This window comes from Shewanella sp. SM21 (assembly GCF_025654335.1).
GTDB lineage: Bacteria > Pseudomonadota > Gammaproteobacteria > Enterobacterales > Shewanellaceae > Shewanella > Shewanella oncorhynchi.
Window position 1 is genome coordinate 279,453 of sequence record NZ_JAKKRL010000003.1, and the last position, 22,307, is coordinate 301,759.

Genomic DNA, 22,307 nt, shown 5'->3' on the forward strand with positions numbered 1-22,307 from the left:
TATACTATAAAACGCCGATTTTATAAATCGAACTCAGATCTTTTTTCGATAAATGCGCGTCTTTAACCCTTAAGAACCTCAAAATGGCCGAAACGGCACACTTATTCGACGTCATCAAACTGATTTGTTGTGGGATCATTTAGTCGAGTTACTATTAACCTATGGGCTCTAAACTAAGTATCTACTACGTCATTAAGCTAATATGCGATGGCTTTTTAATCTCAGTGGCAGTTAAATCAACAGCAATAGCCTAACTTGTTTGAAAAACCTTCAGTTAATGAGTTTTGCCATAAAAAGTACTTTACCTTTGGAAGTGCTTTTAGCATAATGCCCCACGTCAACAGGGGTGTAGTTCCAATTGGTAGAACAGCGGTCTCCAAAACCGATGGTTGCGGGTTCGAGTCCTGCCACCCCTGCCAAATAAAACAACGGCTTGCATAGAAATATGCGAGCCGTTTTCTTTTTGTTGGAATAAGTGTTGAAAAAAGATATGCAGTTCATCGCATCTCTATTCACCTTTATTACCGCCTAAAGTGGGTACCACTGGCACTCTTCTGTCGTAAGTGTTTACTTGCGCTAACGTCTTATGACCACTGAATTGTTGTTTCTCTGCCAAAGTTCCTTCAAAGTCACTAATGCCCTTGGCTTTAAGATCATGAAAGGTGAAGTCTGTTGCTAGATGTGGGTATTGCTCCTTCATTTTATTAATCGCCCGGCGCCATGAAGAGCGAATACCTTCCGATGATAGCTTTCCGCCCCTGTCTTTATTGATGACATAAATGCTGGCAACACAAGACTGTAAACTTTTGGCTTCATCGATGATGTTTCTTAACCTATTTGACCAGCCTTTGATTTGGCGCTTGCCGGTTTTACCTTGCTGAATAAATAATCCTTCCTCTGTTACTTGTGACCATTTCAGGTCGATCACATCTCCCTGACGAGCAGCACATAAATAACTTATCTCTATTGCCAGTCGTAGGCGCAGCTCTGCGCAGTCACAAATAGCTTGATATTCCACATCGGTGATATAACGCTCCCTCGCTTTTAACTTAAACTTTTTAATCCCTTTTGCTGGATTGTTTTTGCAGCGGCCGCGCTCATATCCCCAAGCAAATACTACACTGGCAGAGGCTAACTCATGGTTTGCCTGTGTTTTGCTGCTTACTCCGCGCTTATCCATATAAGTACGGATATGGTGCGGCTCAATGGCGTCGGGACGCATTTTGCCAAATACCTTACCGAAGCGTTCAAGCTCTTGTTCTCGATCTTTTTGAGTGCGGGGAGCTAACTCAATAAAGTGAGTGCTTGTTAGGTATTCATTGATCAAACTGCGCATGGTGTAGACGGCATTGAGCTCACCAATTGCGGACTCATAGGCTACCCACACTTCGGCACGGCTCGAATTGATACTACATAGGGTGATCGTTTTAGTGCTGCCAGCTTGCTTGTAGATGTAACTTACATACTGACCACGTACCTTATTGCGGTATACCCTAGGTGGCATCCAGGCATCTTCTGCTTTGCGTTTACGCATTATTACATTGCACCAAAATCAGGTTCATCATTGGCAGCAGCTTTCGCTTTCATGCCATAGGGATTATTGACAAAGTGCCAAGTGACACTGGGTTTGCCGTCCTTTCGAATAAAGAAGTTAATCCCCATTTGCCCAAGCCATTCAATTTGTCCTGAAGCACGCTTATGGCCTGACAGTTCCTCAAGGTCTTGCTCTGTTAGGATTTGTTGCATGATGAGTCCTTTATCTCTTAACGGATGCTCTGTGAATACCTTTGGCGGCGCGAATTGCTACGGCACGATTAGTGGTAAATCCACCTCCGGGTAAGGCCCAGCCATCTTTTACGGCGACGATCCAACCTGAGCCTATGATGATGTCCTGGTTATTTGCTTGTTCTGGTAATTGCATAGTGTTGTTCTCCTTTATTGTCGGTTAACTGACAAATCTTTATTAATCCAGTCGATTTCTTTTATCCGCTCAACTGTAGCGGCCACACTTTCGAGGCGTTTACGGGCTCGGGAGAAGTTACCAGCGTCGATGCTATTCCTAGCGATCGCCACAGAGTCTTGAAATCCGAATACGTAATAATCTTCTAATGCTTCACAAATTCCCTTCGAGTCGATACGGGTGAGTGAAACCAATAGCTTGAGGCGCTTAGACGATTCACCACCTTGGATTAGGTAATTCATAGCTGTTCTCCGTTATAAACTTCCCAAGAAAACATTGGCCTTTTAGTCTTTGGGTGTACTTTCCCTGTTGGTTTTCTATAACGAATATGCAGCTCTTTATGGGGTTCCTGTGTTTTCGCAAGCTCAATGTATTGTTGGCATAGCGTTGGCGTTGAAAGTGAATGACTGAGTTTTTGTGGTTTCATTTTTTCAAAGTTCGCTAACGTCAATTCTTCAAGTTTTTGTTCGTACTCGGTAGGTGATAGGTCTCGGCGATTAGCACCATAACCAACACTTGTACTGCATTTTTTCCGCGCAAGTTTTTTGGCTACACCCAAGGAAATTCCGTATACATAAAACATATTGTGTCTCCTGCTCCGGCCCAGATGCCGCCATTTAGGCTCTCGTTAAGGCTAAGTGGCTTATGTTTTCAGATGAGACTTTAGTAACTGATGCTTTACCTGAACGGGGATCAACATATAGCGAATACTCATGGCCAAGTTCGCCGCTACGACCAACAAACTGTTGGTGGAATAGCTGAGTCGCATTGTTAAAAAACAAATGTTGTTCTAGATCTTGCAGACGCTGTTGCACGCGTTCGCTCTCCATCGGGTTGCTGTTTGGATGGCGTATAGCGTGTAAGACGACGGCAAAGCGGATTGAGACCAGTAGACGATGTTCCTGGCGTTGTTTGGTGGTGCTTGGTGTATGGGTGAGTATCATTTTTCCATCCCTCAGTGTAGGTGATGGGTGAATAATAAACATTAAAGGTGTTATTTGTAAACACATTAAATCTATTTAAATGTGTTTTTTATGGTTGTTTCGGATATTTAGGTATAAAAAAACCCGCATTCAGCGGGTTTTCTTTATAAAGATATTTTTTTAAGCAGCAAGTCGCAATCTGGAACGTAAGCTAGGTTGCAATGATGTAGGTAAAGTTGAAAGCATTTTATCAAGATCTACATAAGGAGATATTGCGTTCACTTCATCTGCAAATTGATGAAGTAAATCACTTATCTCCACATCTCTATCCCATTGTACTTTATAGCTTTTTGACCCTACTTTTTGCTCAATTTTTACTAGATATTTATCTAGTGTGTATGTGTATTTCATTCGATGGATAACCGTATCTAGGCTTTCATCATCTACTTCTGAAAAGCAAACTACCATAGTGATAAACTCTCCAGCTTTACTGAAAGAAATATCGTTATACTCTTTAGTAAAAATGGCATCAGTAATTTCAGAAGGTTGAACACCTTTTGTTAAAAAAAGATGTGCTAGTTTTTCAATTATACATTTGATTTTATTATCTATTTTCATAGCATTCTCCGTAGTTCAGCAATAATAGCGTCAATATCCTTAATAGACTGCATTAATGAACTATTGTCACGGTCGGCTACCGCACCGTGTTTTGCGAAGAGTTTAGCATTGATAAACATAACAAGCACAGCATCATTTGCTGTACCAGCTTGAACATTTCTGACTCGACCTAAGAACTTTGGCGCTAGTTCTATCCCTTTTTCTGATAAATTATAGTCTGTTAGTAAATTCGCGGCTTCATCTTGTGCTTTTTTCTTTAAAATGTCCCTCATTTGCTTGCGGGCAACATGAGGCCTTTTTGCTATCAAATTGGGATCAATATCATGTTTTGCTACTTTATGGGTCTCTTTCTGAATCAGCTGTTCTTTTAATAATTCCAGATCATCAGCGTCTAAATCATCTCCACCAAGAAGTTTCATAGCTTCGATTTTTTTAGATACTTTATTAGCAATTTCTATACGCTTTTGTTCAAAAAGGTCATTAAAATTAATATCGTTTAGATATGAATCCTGAGCACTTACAAATGATTTATCTGAGGTGACACCTGCTAATGTCTTATCTTTTTCATTATATTCAATATCAAGATCAGGATACTCTTTAACTCGCTGTCTTTTACCTCTGGCTATTTCACCCTGAAAATCCTGCCACATTATATCTAACCCTGTTTCTTCGTGGTAAATTATCAGGGCATTGTTATCTATTTCAAATGCTGTAATTTCATTGTCAGGGATAGTTCTCAATACTCGGCCAACAACTTGAGCAAATGCATTTGTGCTTCGATATGGCCTGAACAAGGCTAATATTGATAAATATCTATGATCATAGCCTTCCATAAGCATATTCACCGATACTACAACATCACATTCGTGTAACTCTATTCTCTTAAATTCCCGTTCTATATCATCTCTTGGCATTTCACTATGGATAATGATAGTTCTTAGGCCGCAACTGCTATACCATTTAGCCAAGTCAGTGGCATGTAAGATGCTACAACCTACAGCAAGTATTTTATGCGGCACTTGAGGTGATGATTGTTTTAGCTCTTTTAGTCTTGTTACACTGTGGTTGATAACATCCATCGAGCATTCTTTAGATAAGGCAACAGAACGCTCAAGCCATTCTTTATCTTTTAATTCTAATACTTGGTCTTTTGTAAAGATGACACCTGGACTATCTGGAATGGTGAAAAATAACTCATGTGCATTTACCGTCTCTTTTCTCAACCATTTCACATACTTATCACGCATTACTTCTGATAAAAGAGTTTCATGAATCCTAACGCCAGGCAACTCTTGCTTATCACCTCTATAAGGTGTGCCTGTTACATGTAATTTCTTAGCTTTAGAGAAATATGCTAAAACCTCTCGCCATGTATCAGCTGGCGCATGATGAGATTCATCAATGATTATCATGTCAAAGAAGTTTGGTTCGACTCGGTTTATTAAACCGGAATCTCTTATACTGCCTAGCTTTTGGATATTAGAATAAACAATCTGACTCTGATAAAGATGTTCGTCTGATAAATCTGAGCCATATTCACAAGTAATAGGGAGATCTTGTGCGCTGAATAGTACATCGTAATTAATCCAAAAGTTATCCTCAAGCATTTCTTGAGTTTTACGAATGCTTTGCTTTGTGACTAACCCAGGAGTGATAATTAGAACTCTACCATTACTAACCCCAAATGGGGCTATTGAAATTAATCCACTTTTACCTGTTCCAGTTGGTAGAACAACTAAAGCTTCACCCTCTGGATTTTCATGGAAAAATTGTTGAATTTTTATATATGCTTCTATCTGAGGCGTTCTAAGTTTATTATTTCCTAAGATATTAGCTGTTGTATCAATAAAGTAAGGCATACAAATTCCTTTTAAAATGTTCTTCCTGAAAATATCACCACACCAACAATTGTGCAGTTGCCATTGATAGGAATAAGTTGTTCTGGCCAGTTAGGGTTTAAGGGTTTTAAAAATTTATGGCTTCCCTCTATTACCAGTTGCTTAAAAGTTGCTTCGTTCTGGTCGTTTAAGCGTGCAACTACATAAGCACCATGGCGCCATTCCACTTCTGGATCGACAAAGATTAAATCGCCATCGCGAAAGGTGGGTTCCATACTAACCCCTTGCACTTTCAGCACAAAGGTATTGGCGCTACAACTTACTGGACAAGGAAAACGCTCGGCTTCGAGGGCGTGAATTTCTTCAATGGCTGACCAAGCACCAGCGCGAACCCAACTGATTAATGGAAAGAATCCTTTAATTTCAGGACCAACAGATATGTTGCTTATTTCTGAAGGCGGAAGGGCTTCTTTACCAAACAATAGCCAATCAGGTGAACATTTTAACACCCTAGCAATCTCTACGATATTTCGAGGCTGCTTGGTTGTTCCATCCTCAATCTTATGGATTGCATTTTGCGATACACCTATCTCACTAGCCAATTGCGCTTGAGTGATATTTAGTGCTTTTCGACGGCTTCTGATTCGTTCACTAATGGTCATTTATTAAGGTCACAACTTCTAGTTGTTTAAACACCTATTCTCACAACTTTTTCATGTCTTGACAATTCAACTAAAGTTGTTTCAAATACACATTAAATCTATTTAAAGAGGTGTTTATGTTAGCTATTGAAAAAGCAGTTGAGATTATTGGTGGACAAACAGTATTAGCCAACCAGTTAGGGATCAGACAAGGCCATGTGTGGAATTGGCTCCATCGTCATAAACAGGCCCCTGCCAAATATATCCGTTTTATTTCCACCGCAACTCAAGGTGCGGTCAGTGTGGATGAGTTACTACACGATCACGAAACTAATCATCAGCTCAAGCATACAGCTTAGGGATTAATCTTCATGAAACACAAATCACGGTTGGATTTATTAATGGTGGCGATTCACCGTTGGCTTGAAATGCCTAAGGTGAGCCGTTCGATTATTGCCTCTGAGATTGTTACAGCGGCTAATGAGCTTGGGCTAATGCCTTTGTTGGCAAATGAAGGGATAAGTTTTAACAGTACAAGTGACCCGTATAACGATTCGCGGGTTAATGCCCAAAAGATTTTTAGATGGCTTGGGCAGTATCAAGAAACCCATGCTATGCCTGAACGTTTATTCCACGTTGAACAAGCCATTTTGGCGGCTATGCCTCAGCCCTTGAAGCTGAACTACCTTAACGCTGTTTACGGCATGGTTGGGGTGACGGTAGTTGCCGACCATGGATTCTCTAGGTATGAGATTAATACCGCGGCGTTAGCTATCACTTTGACCAAAGAAAACTCCGAAGCTCAAGTCGCCGTTATTCAACTCGGTAATTCACCTAGCCGTGATGAGGTTGTGACTGCATATCGTGAGCTAACTGAGTCAAGGGGAACAACCCAAGCAGCTCTTGATTTGCTTGAGAAGCATTATCCATTTGTTGGCAATAAAGCCGGCTTAAAGGCAGTGGAGGGGAACCATGTTTGATGAGGAATGTTTGATCTGTTGTTTTTATGGTGCAGCAAACTGCAGCGCACATTCACATGATTTGGATAGTCAGTTAAGTGACAAAGACCCAATAGAGCTTGAAGCTGAAATTACTGCCCTTAAAGCCAAAAAAGCAAAGCTACAAGCAGACGGTGAGGTTGGGATAAAGCGTGAAGTTCTATTGGCGCGGTCTAATTGCGATTCACTTAAGTCCGAAAAAATGAAGAAAGCCTGCCGAATGTTTGGCGACAGAGTGCAGGCTTAATACCCATCTAAAAGGCAATAGCATGATAGATAAGCAAATGAGTTTAGTCAATTTGACTAATTTGAGGGAAAGAACGGGGGCTTGCGTATGAGTATGGAGCTAATGGTGCTGGCGATGAAGGTGAAAGTCGGCAACCCTTTACGCAAGCTGGTTCTAATCAAACTTGCTGACAATGCGAGTGATAGTGGCGAGTGTTGGCCGAGCTATCAATATATTGCTGAGCAGTGCGAGATTGGTAACAGTACGGTGCGTAAACATATTAAAGATCTTGCTGATGATGGTCTGTTGACGATTAAGGCCAGAAAAGGTCCAAAAGGCAATGACTCAAATGTGTATAAATTGCACCTGCGGGAAGGTGAACGCAAACCGTCTAAGCACGAGCCTTTGCAACAGAGTGAAAATCCGTCTTTAACACCAAAACATGCCGCAAAGGCTGATAATTCAAGGGTGCTACCAGATAGCATAGGGGGATGCCAGCAGATAGCAGACCCTATGTCACCAGATAGCATAGGGGTATGCCAGCAGGTAGCAGACCCTATGCCACCAGATAGCACCGAATCAGTCATTAAACCAGTCATTAAAAGCTCTAAAAAAACTATACAAAAAAATGCGCTGGATTTTTCTGCTTGGCCAGCCATGCCGAGTGAACAGACATTGGCTGATTGGCAGGCTATGCGAAAACGACAAAGGGCCGATGTTAGCCAAACGGTGATTAATCGTTTAGCGCCACAGTTGCACTTAGCCGTTGGTGCCGGTTTTAGCGTCGATGATTGCTTGGCCGAATGTGTTACTCGAAATTGGCGTGGATTTAATGCTGTGTGGTTAGGGAATGCGGGCGTAAGCCCTAATCATATTCCGACTGCTTCAGAGGATTGGACTCGCCATGTATTTGACCCGGAGGACCCTTTGGTATGAGCGCACAGAGCATACAAACCTTAATGCATTCACGGCCGATTATTGGGAATGGCGGGCAGGGGAATCGGGCGGAACCGACTACTGCAGATCGGGCCATTGTGGATAGTATTTTCGTCAAACTAAGAATTTTATTTCCTGTTGGTGCGCCTCGCCAAGATGAAGAAGGAATACATAAATCTGAATGGCTTAAAACACTGGCAGTGCAGGGGATTCGTACTCGTGAACAAGTTCAGCATGGTTTAAATAGGGCTCGGCGGGAGGTAGGTGATCGTAAGTTTTGGCCTACTCCAAGGCAATTTTGTGCCTGGTGTATGCCATCTGCAAATGATGCAGGATTGCCTGAGTTGGAAGCTGCTTATCGCGAAGCCTTAAAGCATTACCATCGCCCAGATAGGCACCGCTGGAGCCATGATATTGTGCGCTTGGCTGTACGCGAGACTGGAAGTTGGTTATTTGCTCAAGGGGCTGAAAAAGAGGTTTTTGAGGTGTTTAGCCATAATTACACGCAATTAGTAAGGCGGTATGTGGCCGGTGAGGATTTTGATTTTGAGTTACCGAAAGCTTTACCTGCAGAAGTGATTGTTCCAACTGCTCCCTCTAAGGCGAGGCAGATACTGGCTGAGTTAAGGGCTAAGCATGGTTTGGGTGGGGGGATTGATGCCAAAATTGGTTAAGCCTTTCGTGGGAGTGCAGTTTGGTAAGGCTAACATAACAACAATAAAACGCTGGTTAGTGGAGTCTGATGCGCGTGAATTTAGGGATTGGCAATATCCCAATGTGAAGTTTAGGGCGAATAAAAATAGGACTAAAGCTAGCGTGTTCTTGGTGTTGCATGAGGGTGGGAAAAGCCTTTGGAAGAAGCAAGGCAACTTTCCTGCTATGTGTTTGAAGACGTTTTTTAATGGCTTACCACAATTACTGGCCAAACGTGCGATTGGTGAGATTAGCAATAGTAGTGAATTGCTAACGCTTGAAGAGCTGTTGCTTTGGTATGCAGATCATGTTTCGACCAATACAACCTTAAGTAAAAGTTGGCGAGATAACTGTGTCTCAATGATCCATAAGCAGCTCTTACCAAAAGTCGGGCACCAAAAAATCATTGAGTTTGATTTTATTAGTATCGACTCTTTACTGGTAAAAGCGATGCTTTCTGCCGAGTATGCTCCCCATTATATCCGTCTATGTGTAAACGTTTTAAAAAGAGCTTTCTCGGCGGCATGCGATTTACGTTTATTAGCAGTTAACCCGCTAGCTGGATACAGAGTGCAGTTTAGCTTGAAGTTGGGTCCAGCGTTAGAAACAACGCTCACAGAGACGGATTTAACTGAACTGTTTGCTGCATTACAGGGGGCTAGTCGTCCTGCCAATTTACTGTTTTTACTTATGCTGATGTTTGGAACACGGATTAATGAAACCCGGTTAAGCCGTTGGGAGCACTTTGCTGGTGATTATTGGATTATCCCTGCCGTAAATGCCAAAACCCGCCAAGAGCACCGGCTGCCATTAACCCCAGCAGCAAAGGCTCTATTACTTGGCTATCGCCAATGGCAGTTAAAGCATATCGGTAAGCGAGCTTACTTATTTTGTGGTGATAGTGGGGTGATCTCCAAAAGATCTGCACAGTATTGGAGCGAGCAAATTCGCTTTAAAGAGTTTACTAGCCATGCGCTTCGTAAACTCTGTCGAACCATTATTGCTGATATGGGCGTGGACACTATGGTTGGCGAGCGCATTTTAAATCATGCCTTACCGGTATTACTGCGTACTTACGTACATAGCACCTTAGATAAAGGTGTTTTGGCGGCGCTTGAGTCTTATCACCAACACCTGGTTAAGCGCGGATATGTGGGGGCAACATGACTCGTGGATTTGAGATTTTAAAAACGGGTCGCCGTATTCGTGGTTTGACCCAGGCAGAAGTTGCTGAAACCTACGGTGTGAACTCAAAGACTTATCAGCGTTGGGAGCGCGGGCAAACGCCAGTTTCCTATGATGATTTAACGGCGATTTGCGACCAGGTGTTTCGTATTCCATTGAGTGAAATCCAAAGGGCGGCGGTTTATGCAAGATGATGTAAGAGAAAGGATCACCATTAAACAGCTGCGAAAAGAGCTGACTCAGTGGGGGCGTTATTGGTCGAACAAGGAGTATGGGCAAGGGCACGCCAGCCGCAGCGCCTGCGATAAGTTGGGAGAGGTCCGTTGCTTTGGTTCGGTTATCAGCGAAGGCACAGTCCCTGCTCATATTGCCAACTATGATCGGCAAATTACCCGATTAAGCCATGATTGCCGCCGCGCCTTACGTGTCCACTATATCTGTAAACGCAACTGGGCTTTGGTTGAATTTGACTCTGAGAAGTCATATCTATATTGGTTGAAAAGAGCGGAAAGAGAGCTTCTTTAGATTGCTAAAGCAATTAGTTAGCGATAATCTGGCATTTGAGCTTTAGGGATAGGATGCAAAAGGTACTTGCTTTTATTGTTGACAGTACCGTCATTAAATCCTAGTATGCATTTACCGGCTCGGCACAGTGCACGTTCAAATTTTTAGCGAACGTCCACAGTCCCGAGCCTTTTATTTTGTGAAAAAAATGAATAAAAAAGTGGCTTTTTTTGTTGATGGTGGGTACTTCATGTCCCGCATCAAGTATTACTATAGAAAATATTATTCCACATCTGGAGTCGATCTTACTCCTAAGCATGTTGTTGATCTCCTCTATTCTTTGATTAGAAACCATCAAGAAAATCTTCATCGTGATGAGTTGTATCGCATTTATTATTATGATGCACCACCATATAGTGAACAAATGAGGGAACCTGTTCCAAGAGAACCAGGGCAAGGTCTTTCAACCAAATCATTCAAAAATGCTTCTAATACGATTTTTCAATTTGAATTACACGAGCTTTTAAAGAATCGCCGAAAATTGGCACTTAGAATGGGCAAGTTATCTAATGCAAAGGACTGGATCTTAAAACAGGATATACAGAAGAAATTACTGTCTGGTGAAATTGAAGTTGCAGATCTCAGACCTGAACATTTTAAGTTGGATGTGAAACAAAAAGGTGTTGATACCCGTATTGGTATTGATATTGCGACATTAACACTGAGTAAGTTCGCTGACGCAATTGTGTTATTTGCAAGTGATGCCGACTTTGTTCCTGCAGCAAAACTGGCTAGAACTCATGGTGTTGATGTTATGTTGGATCCTCTATATGGCAATGTGGACCAAGAGCTAAATTTACACGTGGATGGTAAAAAATCTTTTGATATAGTTGCTGTTCTTGGAAGGGGGATGGGTGTATCTCCAAATCCTAGACCATCTTGGTGGATTGAACGTTAGATGCTTCATTTATAAACTAAATCGTAAATTAAAAGGAATTTATTATGTTTATACTCGATATGGATAAATTAGAAGTAGGAGATATTATACTTACAAGGGAAAAGGCTGTTTTAAGTAAGGGTGTTCGCTTTTTTTCTCAGGGAGAGTATTCCCATGCAATGCTGTATGTTTCTCGTGGAAGTTATATCCATTCAGATAATAATGGGGTTCATTCAGGCAATATTCAAAGAAAACTCTTTGAAAAGTCTGATGATGTAAAAGTTGTTCGTATTACGGAATCTTCTTATGTAAAAAACGCTTGTGATTATGCAAGGAATAGAATCGGTACTGAGTATAGCGTTAAAGATGCCATTAAATCTGTTTTGCCTAAAAGAAATAAAGTACCTAGTAATAAGCAGTTCTGCTCAAGGCTAGTTGCAGAGTCCTATAAGTATGCCGGATTAAATTTAGTAAACGATCCTCATTTTTGTATACCATCAGAATTAGATAGATCTCCTTATGTTAAAGAGGTTTTAGGTTGTGTAAGGGAGGCTAGTGGATCTGAAATACTCTTTGCAAACAGTGAGACAGGGTTGAAAATTCAAGATTCAGCAACTAATTTGATACTTAGAGAAGCGCGCAGAATTACGGGGAAGAATATACAAAATTTTCAGGATTTAAGTGATGCTTTACTTTTAGATGGCTCATTTGATTCTGAAATATATGAAATAGCAATGAATAGTGGTTATTATGATTTGTTATCAAAAGATATGGCGAAAAATCCTTGGCGATATGATGGGGAAACGTTTATTGCACGAAAAATACCGAAGAGTGTACTTATCACTCAGGCTATTGATGAAGTTAAAGCAACTAAAGAATTGCATTCTCGATATTTGAAAATGTATCAATATTATACGCATTTGTGTTCTAAATCCGAGCTAAAGTATTTTATGAGAGAACGACAATTATATTGTGACTTACTAAGCGCGACAGAGTTAAATAAAAAATCTGCTGAGTATGCTTTAAAGGCACTTCAAGATTAGTGTCTTAGGTTATATCTTTTTCCCAATAAAAATTAATTTCCCTATTATATTCATTGCATCTTCTTTATTCTTAGGTGCAATGAATTCTTTCTCATTATCAGTAAAAAGACCTAATTCGGAATCTACAGGCTTTTGAGCTGTATCAAAAATTGCAATCTGCTGAGCACCATCGGTGCTTTCTAGTGTTCGTGTTATTAGTGCCATATTTATACTTTTCTCTATGTTTGCTTGATAAGTCTATGAGAACACACCTTTCCAATCGCGCAAGAAATCCGCCATACCACAAAGCGCAAATTCAAAGTATTTCCCTTTAATTACATATAGTTTCTCCTTGAAAACATTATTCTTCTAGCTGTTTGTTTTTCGTGATTTTATTCGTCTTATGAAGTAAAGTACGACTAAATTATACTTATACGAATAAAATACGTATGGCTAAAAGAAGCTATAAAATTACTCCTGATCAAATGAAATCGCTTCGACAGAAGGCTGGAATTACTCAAAAGCAAGCCGCTGAGATAGTGCACGTATCTGTTAGGCAATGGCAAAAATTTGAGGAATCAGAGTCCTCAGATACACATATCTATATAGGTGATGCAGCTTTAGAGTTGTTTTGCTTAAAGACTGGCTTGCCATACCCTCCTCACTTTAATGACGAATATCATTACGGGAAGGTGATTAGTTTTGCCGGTGGTGCAGGAGGGATGGGGCGGTCTTCTCTCACTCGAGATATGGCTATTCTTCTCGCTAATGATGGTTATGATGTGTTGCTCATTGTTAGTAAAAAATACAGCCAGTTGACACATGGTCAAACTTTTGCAGCCTATACTAACCAACCATTTCCGAAGATCCTTTTTGAAGAAGATATTTGTTGGAGTGGTCGAGACTTTGTAAAAGCAACATTTACAGATATACAAAAGCATTATGATTTTATCTTTTTTGACCTTGAGACTGGTGTCCGTCACTTAGTCGCTGACCATTTCCCAATTGATCTTATCGTGACACCTGGTCGTCTAAATGACCGCTTTTACACCTCAATAGAAAATAGCAGAGCATTCCTTATGCGCAGGAATGAAGGGGATTTTGCCAAACCAACTACTAAATTAGCTTTCTTATTAATCGATGTAAAAATGGACTATGCATTTAGGTTTTCAAGTTATGTTGATGAGTCTTTTAATGATGAATTAATAGACGAGATCATGTTCTACCCCAAGAGCTATCAAAAATCCTGCTCGAAAGATTTAAAGTACCTTTATGAATTGGAGAGGGAAGGGGTTTATGTTTTTGATGCTTATACCACGTCTACCTACGATTATCACAGCGACATAACCAAAGAAAAGCATAGGGGGGATGATGCTGTGATGCATTATCTTGATAACCCAAACACTATTGCAGCTCATGATTTACGTGCTGTGAAAAAGGAAATGCTAAGACTACTTGGCGTTAATTCAATGGGGTCGTAATGACTGAGATAATCCTGAGATCATCTTATTTTCTTAGTCAGCCCTAAGCCCTGTAACACCAAGCTCTACAGGTAAGTTATTGCATCAGCCTCAGAGAAGGATGCAATGGTTTAGTCAATTTGGGATGAGTTTGGTGAATCGGTAAGTTAAAAATGTCAGTTAAGCGACAAAATTTGAGCCTGAGCCAAGGCAAAAAAGGTGTTTTCTGTGGCAAAAGACTTAAAAAGGGACATTTTTAGGGCTATTTGAAACGCCGAAAAACTGTACATTACAGCTATGCTCACCAAAGCAATAACCTGAGAACTTCACCTGTTGCCCTATTCATTTGGATAGGGCATTTTTTTGGCCTAAAGCTTATGAATGTATTAATAAAAGCCAGCGAATGGAAAGGGCGTTTAATTGCCTACGGTGGCGGTAGTGGTATCAGTATTTTTTCTAGTGAAGTGGCGGCTAAGGCACAGGAAGCCGCAGATATGGCAGCACAAATTCCTACCTCAGCTTTTACTATTTCCACGTTAGTTTCAGTTGGTGGCTTGTTAGTTGTGGCAGGCCGATTAGTGTTTGATATTTGGAAATATTTAGACGAGCGTCAGCAGGCTAAGAAGCCCAAATAAAACAGTCAACTCATTCCATAAGCCCTGAATATTCAGGGCTTTTTTGTTTCTGGAGGATTGCTATGACCGTGTATTACGGCCTCGTTAATAAGCAGCAAGTAATGGTGTTTGCTCAAGCGGTTTGTGGGGTGTTAGGCGGTGGTGATAAGGCCGTTGATTTATTGATTGAGACTGCAGCAGCCGAAACGCTATTGGGCTCTTATCGTGACTTAACCACTTATGCCGCTGGAACAGGTGTAACACAGGTAGATGAAGGCACGTTTGATTGGTTAAAGAGTAAATACAAAAAACATCGACTGGCTGATGAGCTTTATCAGGCATTTGGCATCTATCTGGGCAAGGTTAGCTATGTCGAGCTAGAAACCTCGCCATTACTGAGTTTTATCTTTTGTCGCTTACGTTATTTCGCTGTGCAGAGTCCGATACCTGAGACTCGTGAAGGGCGAGCGCTGTACTGGAAGCGGCATTACAACACATCGGCAGGCAAGGGCACACCAGAGGAGTACTTGGTGCGGTGTGAGCTTGCAGGTGTTAATGCGTTACTTCCATAGGAGATTGATTATGCAAAAACTATTTTCAAATACGAAATTAGCCACGGTTTTCGGGTTGATGCTTGCTTTAGTGTTAATGCCATTTGCGGCATTGGCAGCATCGCCAGAACTAATTCCACCTATTGAGGCATTGCCGGGATGGGCAGGAGTGATGATTGCTGTGCTTTATGGTGTTGCTCATGCTGTTGCATTACTGCCAACGTCTATTACCTCTCGTTTACCTAATGCATTGAAAGCAATACTGAATTTTGTTGCTGCTAATTACGGTGCAGCAAAGAATGAGAATAAGCAGTGAATTGGCTGAAGTTGTTCGTTTTACTGCTTGAGTGGGGCGTGCAACTAAAAAGGCGTGATGATGAAACAAAGCGTGAAGAACGGTTGCTACTGGCTAAGACCAATCCTGGTGATTATTTGCGTCAGTTTGGGCGGGTGCAGCATGTTACCGCCCCCCAAAACCCCATGCGTGGCAACAGTTCCAGTGCTAACGAATGTGATCGAGAGTGATGAAGTTTTTATTGTTTCTCAATCAGACATGGCTCAGCTCACGCTTTACATTGAACAATTACGCCAATGCGTTGCAGTCAACTCTATGTAATCTTCTGATATGAAAGAAAAAAGGTACTCCCAGGAAAGGAGTTAACCAACGGGGCGTAGACTCGCGGAGTCTGCCTCGTTTCATATTTTCAAACTGAGTCCTTTCTCCTTTCTGGTTTGAGAAAGGACTTTTGATAAAAAATTTTTGAAATCAGATCGTTGTTTTAAATATGAAGAAAGGACTTTGGAGCAAAAGAAAGGACTTTTGTTTGATTTTTACTCAATTTGAGAAGTCCTTTCTTTTGGTGCGTTATGGCATATGTAAATCGTAATGAATTTGCTGACATTTTGGGTAAGTCACCCAAATGGGTTGCTAACCAAATTGACTCGGGGTTACCCGTTGAAGGAGGTGGGAGTAGAGGTAAGGCGTTAGTGATAAATACTGAGCTAGCGATCAATTGGTTGATCGAGCGTGAAGTAAAACGACAGGTTGGTGAGCTTCAAGGTCCCAACGGTGCTCCTGTAGAAGGCACCAAAGATGGTGAAGAGTTGCTTTTAACCATGGCTAAACGGCGTAAGGCCGATGTCGATGCCGCGAAAGCCGAGCAATCAGTGATTGATTTGGAAGATGTTGGGCAATTTTTATATGCAATTTCCGCACTCTATGGCAGTGAACTCAACAGCTTGGGGGCGCGTTTAGCTTCAGAGGTCGCACAAATACATGAACCAGCCATGTGCAAGCATCGAATCGACAGTGAATGCCGCCGTGTCCGCGCTGCCACAGCTGAACGCCTCCGTGGATTTGTTGCTGAATACCGTGCTCAACAGCGCAGTGATCGTGGATGCGAAGCCTCTGAGGAATGCGGCGACTTGGGCGACTGAGAATCGGATCATGCCACCCGGCTCTCCGATACCTGGGCCCTTTGATACCTCGACAACGCCTTACATGCTTCCTGTTTGTGAAGCATTTGCTTGTCCGCAGTTTAATCGCGTGACCTTTGTGATGGGAACGCAAATGGGTAAATCTGCAACGATGCAGAATGTCATTGGTTGGAAGCTTGACGATGATCCTGCACCAATCATTTATGTCGGCCCTACAGAATCTAATATTAACAACGTCGTCGAACCGAAAATCATTGAAATGTTCCAAGAGGCCAAAACCTTATGGATGAAGTTTGACAAGAAAAGTACCAAACATAAGAAACGTGTCGCGGGCGCATCGCTGCGTTTTGCATGGGCAGGTTCGGCCACAGAACTGGCATCTGATTCAGCGGTTATCACGCTCGTTGATGAATTGGATAGACCCGATGAGAACGCCACTGGTGAAGGGGATTTAGCAGAAATCGCCGAAGCGCGTGGTGATGCGTATACCGATTCTAAGCTTGGACTCACCAGCACGCCAACACACGGTATTGTGAGGGCATCGCCTCATCCTGATACAGGCTTAGTTCATTGGGCGCTTTCTGATAAGGGGAAAGTTTCAAGCCCCATTTGGCGGCAATGGGAAAAGGGAACTCGCCACGAATGGGCAGTACCTTGTCCCGACTGTCATGAATACTTTATGCCTAGAAGTGAGCTTCTATGGTGGCCAGGCATCGGGACTGAGGATGAGTGTACACCCGCTCAAGCAGTGAAAGCGGCGAGATTAATTTGCCCTCATTGTGGGAGCCAGATTGAAGATCGTCACCGTAAAGAAATGAACCGTCTCGGGGTGGCAATTGCTCCTGGTCAGGCTGCTACGCTTGCCGATGGGCATGTGCTTATCACTCAGAATGGCTATGAGCATGTCATTCCCTATGCGGGTTTTTTGAATACCTCCGATGAAAACAACCATTTCAGTCTTTGGGTCAGTGGTTTGTGTAGCTTTTCTGGCAAGAAAAGTTATGGCTTTCTTGCTCGTAAATTGTTGGAAGCACAAAAGAGTGGTAACCCCAATGCATTACTGACTGTCTATAACACTGGTTTTGGTGAGATATACGCCATAGCCGGCGAGGCGCCAGAGTGGGAAGAGGTTTATGCGCTGCGATCGTCCTACGCATCCGGCCAGATCCCTGAAGGTTTTGACCAACTCATTTGCACGGTAGACGTGCAGAAAAACAGGCTGTACTACGTGCTACGCGCTTGGCGCCCAGGCATGTCTAGCCGCCTGATTGAGTGGGGCGAGATTTGGGGAGACACAGATAAGCCAGAGGTCTGGAATGAGCTGTCCGAGTTTCTAGAGCAGGAATGGGATGGCAAGCAAATCCAACTGATGGGTGTCGATGCTGGTTTTAGAACTGATGAAGTGTTGGCGTTCGTGCGTCGTCACAAGGGCAGAACTCGCGCCCTTATGGGGTTTGAGCGTTTGCCTAAACCGTTTCGTTTAGTTCGTCTTGAAGTAGACAAGAAAGGTAAGACTCGCCTGCACGGTGATAAACGATGGGACTTTGATACTACGCTGGCCAAAGCCTGGGTACATAGCCGAGTGCGCTGGCCCAAGGGCAAGGAAGGCGATTGGTTGATCCCCTCAGATATTACCGAGGAATACTGCCGCCATATTGTTGCCGAAGAATTTAACGAAGAAACAGGAAAGTGGAATCAGACCGCCAAGCGGAACGATTACCTGGACTGTGAGGGGATGCAATACATGTGCGCCCGTATGCTGAGAATTGACCGCAAGAAGTCGTCTGCTTCACCAGATGAACCCGATGGCTCCGAGCATGAAGATGCCGAGCCAGATGAAGAAACTCCACCAAAAGCCACCAGAAAGCCAGTCAAGCGCAAACGGTCCAGCCGTAAACGCACCGGCGGCGGAGGCTTTGTCAGCCGGTATAGATAATGAATGAACCCAAGAAAATAAGCGCCGGTACCTCAGTTGGCTGGTCATTTGGTCACGAGTTAGCGGATGGCCAGTGGCAGTTTAACTATGCCCTGCGCGGCCAAGGTGCCATTGACATAGACACAACCGCTGCAGACGGACTGGTGACAGTCTCCAAGTTAGCCGATGTGACAGCAGCCTGGATTCCCGGGCTGTATGACTGGCGCCTGTATGCCAGTAATGGCGCTGACCGGCAGTTAATCGCGTCTGGCCAGATGGAGATTGAGGCCGATTTTGCCAGCTTGACCGCTGGGCACGATCCCCGCAGTCACGCCAAGCGAATGCTGGATGCGATTAACACGGTGCTCGAGGGCCGGATTCTTTCCGATCATGAGAGTTACACGATTGACGACCGCCGCCTAGACCGCATTCCCATTCTGGAATTGCATAAGCTGCGTAGGGTTTACATTCAAAAAGTAAGAAGCGAGAAGGGTAAGGGCTTCCGACTTAAACGAGTGTTGACGAGGTTGCCAGCATGACAGAAGCCAAACAAGAAACCGATGGCCGCAAGACGCGCCGCAGCCAACCAGGCAGCAAACGCTTCGCGCTGGCAAAGCAAGGGCTGACAGGACCACGACTTGGTGGCATGTCACTGAGCATTAACGAGGAACTGCGCCGAGACTTGTCCGTGATAAAGGCTCAGTCTCGCCGCGCCGGTAACGATGACGGTTACGTGGTCAAGTTCCTGTCTATGTGTGAAACCCACATAGTCGGCCCAGAAGGATTCGCTTTCCAGAGTAAGGCCAAGTCTTTTGGTGGTCAGTCAGATGACAAGGCCGCCAATGATTTGATTGAGGAACACTTTGCTAACTGGGGGAAGAAAGGCACTTGTGATGTGACTGGCCGTTATAGCTGGCAAGACATTCAGACGCTGTTTATTCGTACAGTTGCCGAAGATGGTGAAATCCTGGTGCGCTTTGTTGAGGGGTTCCCTAATCAGTACGGCTTTGCGCTGCAGCTGCTCGATTCGGCCCACTTAGACATTAACTATAACCGTGAACTTAAAGATGGCCTGCGTATTCGCATGGGGGTGGAATTAGATGGATGGGACCGCCCAGTGGCGTACCACATTCTCACTCACCACCCTGGAGATAGGGTTTATTTTTACGGCAACACCCGTTATGAACGCATCCCGGCCAGTGAAATGTTACTGGCCTTTTTGCCTTTCAGGGTAGGTCAATGTCGTGGCGTTCCCTGGGCGCATGCTGCGCTGTTGGAAATGCACCACTTGCATGGCTACCGCGAAGCGGAGCTGACCGGTGCAAGGGTTGCAGCATCCAAGATGTTGGCATACGAGCCAGACTCTGACGTTGAGCCAGAGGATGAAGACGATGAGCCCGATTTTGTTGAAGAGGTCGAACCCGGCATGGCCGTGGTTGTTCCCTATGGTTACACCCTAAAAGAGCTGAACTTCAATCAGTCAGGCAGCAACTTTGCGGCCTACATGAAAGAAGGTAAGCGCGGCGCTGCCAGTGGTCTGGATGTCAGTTACAACACCTTAGGTAATGATGGTGAGGGAATTAGCTTCTCTAGCCTACGCCAGTTCGTGTTGGAAGACAGGGACGGCTGGAAGAAGAAACAGCGCTGGATGCGTCAAGAACTGTGTGACTTGGTTAAATCCAAATGGCTGCGAATGTCACTGCTCAGCAATGCCATCCCTGGCTTGCGGTTTAGTGAACTTAAACGGCTGGATAATCACAGATTCCAAGGCCGTCGATGGGATTGGGTTGACCCGCTCAAAGATGAGAAGGCCAACACTGAGGCCATCAACAACATGACCAAATCCCCGCTGCAGATCATTCGTGAACGGGGGGAGGACCCTGAGACAGTGATCAACGAGTTGCTGGAGTTTGAAAACATGGTGGCACAGGTACGCAAGCAGCGAGCCGTAACCACTCAACAACAAGGAAACCAGAATGGCAAAGAAGAAGAGCAAGACTCTTAAGCTTGGCCGCCAGTTTCGTACCCTCACCTTTGTCCGTGAATCCATTAATGAAGAAAACCGCACCGTTGAATTGAGTTTCTCAAGCGAGGAACCCGTTGAACGGTGGTTCGGCATGGAAATTCTCGGGCATGCGCCTGGTGAGTGTGATTTGTCGAGACTGAATAATAGCGGCGCGTTCCTGATGGATCACAACACTCGTGACCAACGTGGAGCGATTGAAAGCGCAGTTATCGACCAAAAGAAAGGTAGAGCCATTATTCGCCTTTCCAATAGCGAGCGCGGCGAAGAGCTATGGCAAGACCTCAAAGATGGTATTCGACCGCATATCAGCGTTGGGTACCGTGTTTTGGAGATCATCCACGTTAAGCGAGACGAGAACGGGGTTGATTGGTATCGGGCAACCAAATGGCAGCCCTATGAAATTTCATCTGTATCTGTGCCAGCTGACACTTCAGTGGGGTTAGGCCGAAGTGATGATAACGACGACACAACTGATTTTAACATTGAACTAAGAGAGTTAGATATGGACCCAGAAGATGATGTTTTAGAGCAAGAACAAGAACAAACCCGCGTTCAAAAGCCAGCGGCCAAGCCTCGTGCTAAAGCCCCTGCCGTGTCAGTTGACAAAGAAGCCGTGCGCAAGCAAGAAACTGAACGCTGCCAAGAAATCATGGCTATGGGCTCACAATTTGGCATGAGCCGCGAAGCCCAAGAAGCCGTGGCCAATGGCGACCCAGTTGATAAGTTCCGTCAATTGGTACTTGATGGTGTGCGTGATAAGAAAGTTAAACCTACAGGTACAGAAATGAACTTGGGGTTAGACGCTAAAGACGTTCGCCGTTATAGCCTTATCAATGCGGTTCGCGCCAGTATCACCGGCAATTGGAAATCTGCTGGTTTTGAGCGTGAAATCTCTGTCGCCCTAGCAGATAAAATGGGCAAAGATGCTCGCGGCTTTTACGTCAACTATGAAGTATTGGCGCAACTGGGCCGAGCGGCTCAGTCTACAGGTGCAGGTATGGGTGGCGAGTTGGTCGCAACTGACTTATGGAGCAGCCAGTTTATCGATCTGCTGCGCCCTAACTCAATCGCAGCCGGCTTAGGTGTGCGTTTTGCGACTGGCCTGGTCGGTAACGTCGATATTCCCAAAATGACCAGCGGCGCGTCTTTCTACTGGATTGATGAAGACGAAGATGGTACTGAGTCAAATGTAGGCTTGGGCATCATTAAGATGTCACCGAAGACCATTGCCGGTGCTGTGCCAATTACACGCCGTCTGATGCAGCAATCCACGCCAGATATTGATTTACTGGTGCGTGATGAAATGCTGCGCGGTATCGGTCTGGGTATTGATAAGGCTGTGTTCCTCGGAACTGGCCTCAATAACCAGCCGCTGGGTATCAAAAACCAGACGGGTGTGCATGCTATCCAAATCCCTGCAGGCGGTTGGGACTGGAAGACCATTGTGGCGTTTGAAACCGCCGTGGCCGAGTCTAACGCATTGGCGGCTAATATGGCTTACGCCATGCGCCCATCGCTGCGTGGCACCCTAAAAACCACAGAAAAGGCGGCTGGAACGGCTAAGTACCTGTGGGATGGCGACCAGGTTAACGGTTATCCAGGTGTGGTATCTACCCAGCTTGAAACTGATGCCATGTTGCACGGCGACTTTAGCCAGGCACTGGTCGGTATGTGGGGTGCTCTTGACCTGACCGTTGATAAGTCAACCAAGGCTGCTAGCGGTGGTACTGTGCTGCGTGTGTTCCAGGATGCAGACGTTGCTATCCGCCATGGTGCTGCCTTTGCCTACGGCAAGAAAGTGTAATCACCCTTAAGTTACGGCG

General features: G+C 44.1%; 29 protein-coding genes and 1 tRNA gene. 20 read left to right on the forward strand and 10 right to left on the reverse strand.

Features of this window, described 5'->3' with window-relative positions; translation table 11 throughout:
• Positions 1 to 342 precede the first annotated feature (342 nt).
• Positions 343 to 419: transfer RNA gene (locus L5L94_RS05415), tRNA-Trp, on the forward strand.
• Between the two features lie 89 nt (positions 420 to 508).
• Here the strand turns inward: L5L94_RS05415 and L5L94_RS05420 are convergent.
• From L5L94_RS05420 to L5L94_RS05460, 9 genes are all read right to left on the reverse strand, one after another.
• Positions 509 to 1,534, reverse strand: coding sequence for a tyrosine-type recombinase/integrase (locus L5L94_RS05420; RefSeq protein ID WP_263161716.1), 1,026 nt, complete (start codon positions 1,532 to 1,534; stop codon positions 509 to 511).
• Positions 1,535 to 1,536: 2 nt separating this feature from the next.
• The gene (locus L5L94_RS05425) at positions 1,537 to 1,746 is read right to left on the reverse strand and encodes a DUF4224 domain-containing protein (RefSeq protein WP_220054842.1); all 210 of its coding nucleotides are present in this window, start codon (positions 1,744 to 1,746) and stop codon (positions 1,537 to 1,539) included.
• A gap of 10 nt (positions 1,747 to 1,756) precedes the next feature.
• The gene (locus L5L94_RS05430) at positions 1,757 to 1,921 is read right to left on the reverse strand and encodes a hypothetical protein (protein WP_263161720.1); all 165 of its coding nucleotides are present in this window, start codon (positions 1,919 to 1,921) and stop codon (positions 1,757 to 1,759) included.
• A 14-nt stretch (positions 1,922 to 1,935) separates the two neighbouring features.
• Positions 1,936 to 2,202: an adhesin biosynthesis transcription regulatory family protein gene (locus tag L5L94_RS05435; RefSeq protein WP_263161723.1), complete on the reverse strand. Its 267-nt coding sequence runs from the start codon at positions 2,200 to 2,202 to the stop codon at positions 1,936 to 1,938.
• Complete coding sequence (locus L5L94_RS05440) at positions 2,199 to 2,543, reverse strand: hypothetical protein (protein WP_263161726.1); 345 nt, start codon at positions 2,541 to 2,543, stop codon at positions 2,199 to 2,201. Before L5L94_RS05440 ends, L5L94_RS05435 begins: the two co-directional genes overlap by 4 nt.
• Positions 2,544 to 2,577: 34 nt before the next feature.
• Positions 2,578 to 2,904 (reverse strand): hypothetical protein, encoded by a 327-nt coding sequence (locus tag L5L94_RS05445; protein ID WP_263161728.1) that lies wholly within the window; start codon positions 2,902 to 2,904, stop codon positions 2,578 to 2,580.
• A 159-nt stretch (positions 2,905 to 3,063) separates the two neighbouring features.
• Positions 3,064 to 3,501, reverse strand: coding sequence for a hypothetical protein (locus L5L94_RS05450; RefSeq protein WP_263161731.1), 438 nt, complete (start codon positions 3,499 to 3,501; stop codon positions 3,064 to 3,066).
• Positions 3,498 to 5,360 (reverse strand): DEAD/DEAH box helicase, encoded by a 1,863-nt coding sequence (locus L5L94_RS05455; protein ID WP_263161733.1) that lies wholly within the window; start codon positions 5,358 to 5,360, stop codon positions 3,498 to 3,500. The genes L5L94_RS05450 and L5L94_RS05455 overlap by 4 nt, the downstream gene beginning before the upstream one ends.
• Before the next feature lie 11 nt (positions 5,361 to 5,371).
• Positions 5,372 to 6,001, reverse strand: a complete 630-nt coding sequence (locus L5L94_RS05460; RefSeq protein WP_263161736.1) for a LexA family protein — start codon at positions 5,999 to 6,001, stop codon at positions 5,372 to 5,374.
• A gap of 116 nt (positions 6,002 to 6,117) precedes the next feature.
• Between L5L94_RS05460 and L5L94_RS05465 the strand changes: the two genes are divergently transcribed.
• The 10 genes from L5L94_RS05465 to L5L94_RS05510 all read left to right on the forward strand — a co-directional run bounded on the left by L5L94_RS05465 (position 6,118) and on the right by L5L94_RS05510 (position 12,502).
• Entirely contained in the window at positions 6,118 to 6,339 is a 222-nt protein-coding gene (locus tag L5L94_RS05465; protein WP_263161739.1) for a helix-turn-helix domain-containing protein, read from the forward strand.
• A gap of 12 nt (positions 6,340 to 6,351) precedes the next feature.
• Entirely contained in the window at positions 6,352 to 6,960 is a 609-nt protein-coding gene (locus L5L94_RS05470; RefSeq protein WP_263161742.1) for a hypothetical protein, read from the forward strand.
• Positions 6,953 to 7,225: a hypothetical protein gene (locus L5L94_RS05475; protein ID WP_263161745.1), complete on the forward strand. Its 273-nt coding sequence runs from the start codon at positions 6,953 to 6,955 to the stop codon at positions 7,223 to 7,225. Before L5L94_RS05470 ends, L5L94_RS05475 begins: the two co-directional genes overlap by 8 nt.
• An 87-nt stretch (positions 7,226 to 7,312) precedes the next feature.
• Entirely contained in the window at positions 7,313 to 8,140 is an 828-nt protein-coding gene (locus tag L5L94_RS05480) for a helix-turn-helix domain-containing protein (protein WP_263161748.1), read from the forward strand.
• A complete protein-coding gene (locus L5L94_RS05485) occupies positions 8,137 to 8,814 on the forward strand; it encodes a replication protein P (RefSeq protein WP_263161750.1) in 678 nt (225 codons plus the stop codon). The genes L5L94_RS05480 and L5L94_RS05485 overlap by 4 nt, the downstream gene beginning before the upstream one ends.
• Entirely contained in the window at positions 8,798 to 10,000 is a 1,203-nt protein-coding gene (locus L5L94_RS05490; protein WP_263161752.1) for a tyrosine-type recombinase/integrase, read from the forward strand. Before L5L94_RS05485 ends, L5L94_RS05490 begins: the two co-directional genes overlap by 17 nt.
• On the forward strand, positions 9,997 to 10,212 hold the full coding sequence (locus tag L5L94_RS05495; RefSeq protein WP_220054856.1) for a helix-turn-helix domain-containing protein: 216 nt from the start codon (positions 9,997 to 9,999) through the stop codon (positions 10,210 to 10,212). The genes L5L94_RS05490 and L5L94_RS05495 overlap by 4 nt, the downstream gene beginning before the upstream one ends.
• Positions 10,202 to 10,543, forward strand: a complete 342-nt coding sequence (locus L5L94_RS05500; protein ID WP_263161755.1) for a hypothetical protein — start codon at positions 10,202 to 10,204, stop codon at positions 10,541 to 10,543. The genes L5L94_RS05495 and L5L94_RS05500 overlap by 11 nt, the downstream gene beginning before the upstream one ends.
• A gap of 187 nt (positions 10,544 to 10,730) precedes the next feature.
• Entirely contained in the window at positions 10,731 to 11,480 is a 750-nt protein-coding gene (locus L5L94_RS05505) for an NYN domain-containing protein (protein WP_263161758.1), read from the forward strand.
• Positions 11,481 to 11,524: 44 nt separating this feature from the next.
• Complete coding sequence (locus tag L5L94_RS05510) at positions 11,525 to 12,502, forward strand: YiiX/YebB-like N1pC/P60 family cysteine hydrolase (RefSeq protein ID WP_263161760.1); 978 nt, start codon at positions 11,525 to 11,527, stop codon at positions 12,500 to 12,502.
• 9 nt (positions 12,503 to 12,511) lie between these two features.
• Here the strand turns inward: L5L94_RS05510 and L5L94_RS05515 are convergent, their stop codons facing one another.
• Positions 12,512 to 12,706, reverse strand: a complete 195-nt coding sequence (locus tag L5L94_RS05515; protein ID WP_263161763.1) for a hypothetical protein — start codon at positions 12,704 to 12,706, stop codon at positions 12,512 to 12,514.
• Positions 12,707 to 12,930: 224 nt separating this feature from the next.
• Here L5L94_RS05515 and L5L94_RS05520 point away from each other — a divergent pair, with 224 nt between their 5' ends.
• The 9 genes from L5L94_RS05520 (at position 12,931) to L5L94_RS05560 (ending at position 22,288) form a co-directional block, all read left to right on the forward strand.
• Complete coding sequence (locus L5L94_RS05520; protein WP_263161765.1) at positions 12,931 to 13,962, forward strand: hypothetical protein; 1,032 nt, start codon at positions 12,931 to 12,933, stop codon at positions 13,960 to 13,962.
• A gap of 356 nt (positions 13,963 to 14,318) precedes the next feature.
• Positions 14,319 to 14,576, forward strand: a complete 258-nt coding sequence (locus L5L94_RS05525; protein ID WP_220054859.1) for a hypothetical protein — start codon at positions 14,319 to 14,321, stop codon at positions 14,574 to 14,576.
• Positions 14,577 to 14,638: 62 nt separating this feature from the next.
• Positions 14,639 to 15,127: a hypothetical protein gene (locus tag L5L94_RS05530; protein WP_263161768.1), complete on the forward strand. Its 489-nt coding sequence runs from the start codon at positions 14,639 to 14,641 to the stop codon at positions 15,125 to 15,127.
• 10 nt (positions 15,128 to 15,137) lie between these two features.
• The gene (locus tag L5L94_RS05535) at positions 15,138 to 15,422 is read left to right on the forward strand and encodes a hypothetical protein (RefSeq protein ID WP_263161769.1); all 285 of its coding nucleotides are present in this window, start codon (positions 15,138 to 15,140) and stop codon (positions 15,420 to 15,422) included.
• A 551-nt stretch (positions 15,423 to 15,973) separates the two neighbouring features.
• Positions 15,974 to 16,543 carry a terminase small subunit gene (locus L5L94_RS05540; protein WP_263161771.1) on the forward strand — a complete coding sequence of 190 codons (570 nt, stop codon included), beginning with the start codon at positions 15,974 to 15,976 and terminating at the stop codon, positions 16,541 to 16,543.
• Complete coding sequence (locus L5L94_RS05545; RefSeq protein ID WP_263161774.1) at positions 16,500 to 18,479, forward strand: phage terminase large subunit family protein; 1,980 nt, start codon at positions 16,500 to 16,502, stop codon at positions 18,477 to 18,479. The genes L5L94_RS05540 and L5L94_RS05545 overlap by 44 nt, the downstream gene beginning before the upstream one ends.
• Positions 18,479 to 18,997, forward strand: a complete 519-nt coding sequence (locus L5L94_RS05550) for a hypothetical protein (protein WP_263161777.1) — start codon at positions 18,479 to 18,481, stop codon at positions 18,995 to 18,997. The genes L5L94_RS05545 and L5L94_RS05550 overlap by 1 nt, the downstream gene beginning before the upstream one ends.
• The gene (locus L5L94_RS05555) at positions 18,994 to 20,463 is read left to right on the forward strand and encodes a phage portal protein (RefSeq protein WP_263161780.1); all 1,470 of its coding nucleotides are present in this window, start codon (positions 18,994 to 18,996) and stop codon (positions 20,461 to 20,463) included. Before L5L94_RS05550 ends, L5L94_RS05555 begins: the two co-directional genes overlap by 4 nt.
• The gene (locus L5L94_RS05560) at positions 20,435 to 22,288 is read left to right on the forward strand and encodes a phage major capsid protein (RefSeq protein ID WP_263161783.1); all 1,854 of its coding nucleotides are present in this window, start codon (positions 20,435 to 20,437) and stop codon (positions 22,286 to 22,288) included. Before L5L94_RS05555 ends, L5L94_RS05560 begins: the two co-directional genes overlap by 29 nt.
• The last annotated feature ends 19 nt before the right edge of the window (positions 22,289 to 22,307 follow it).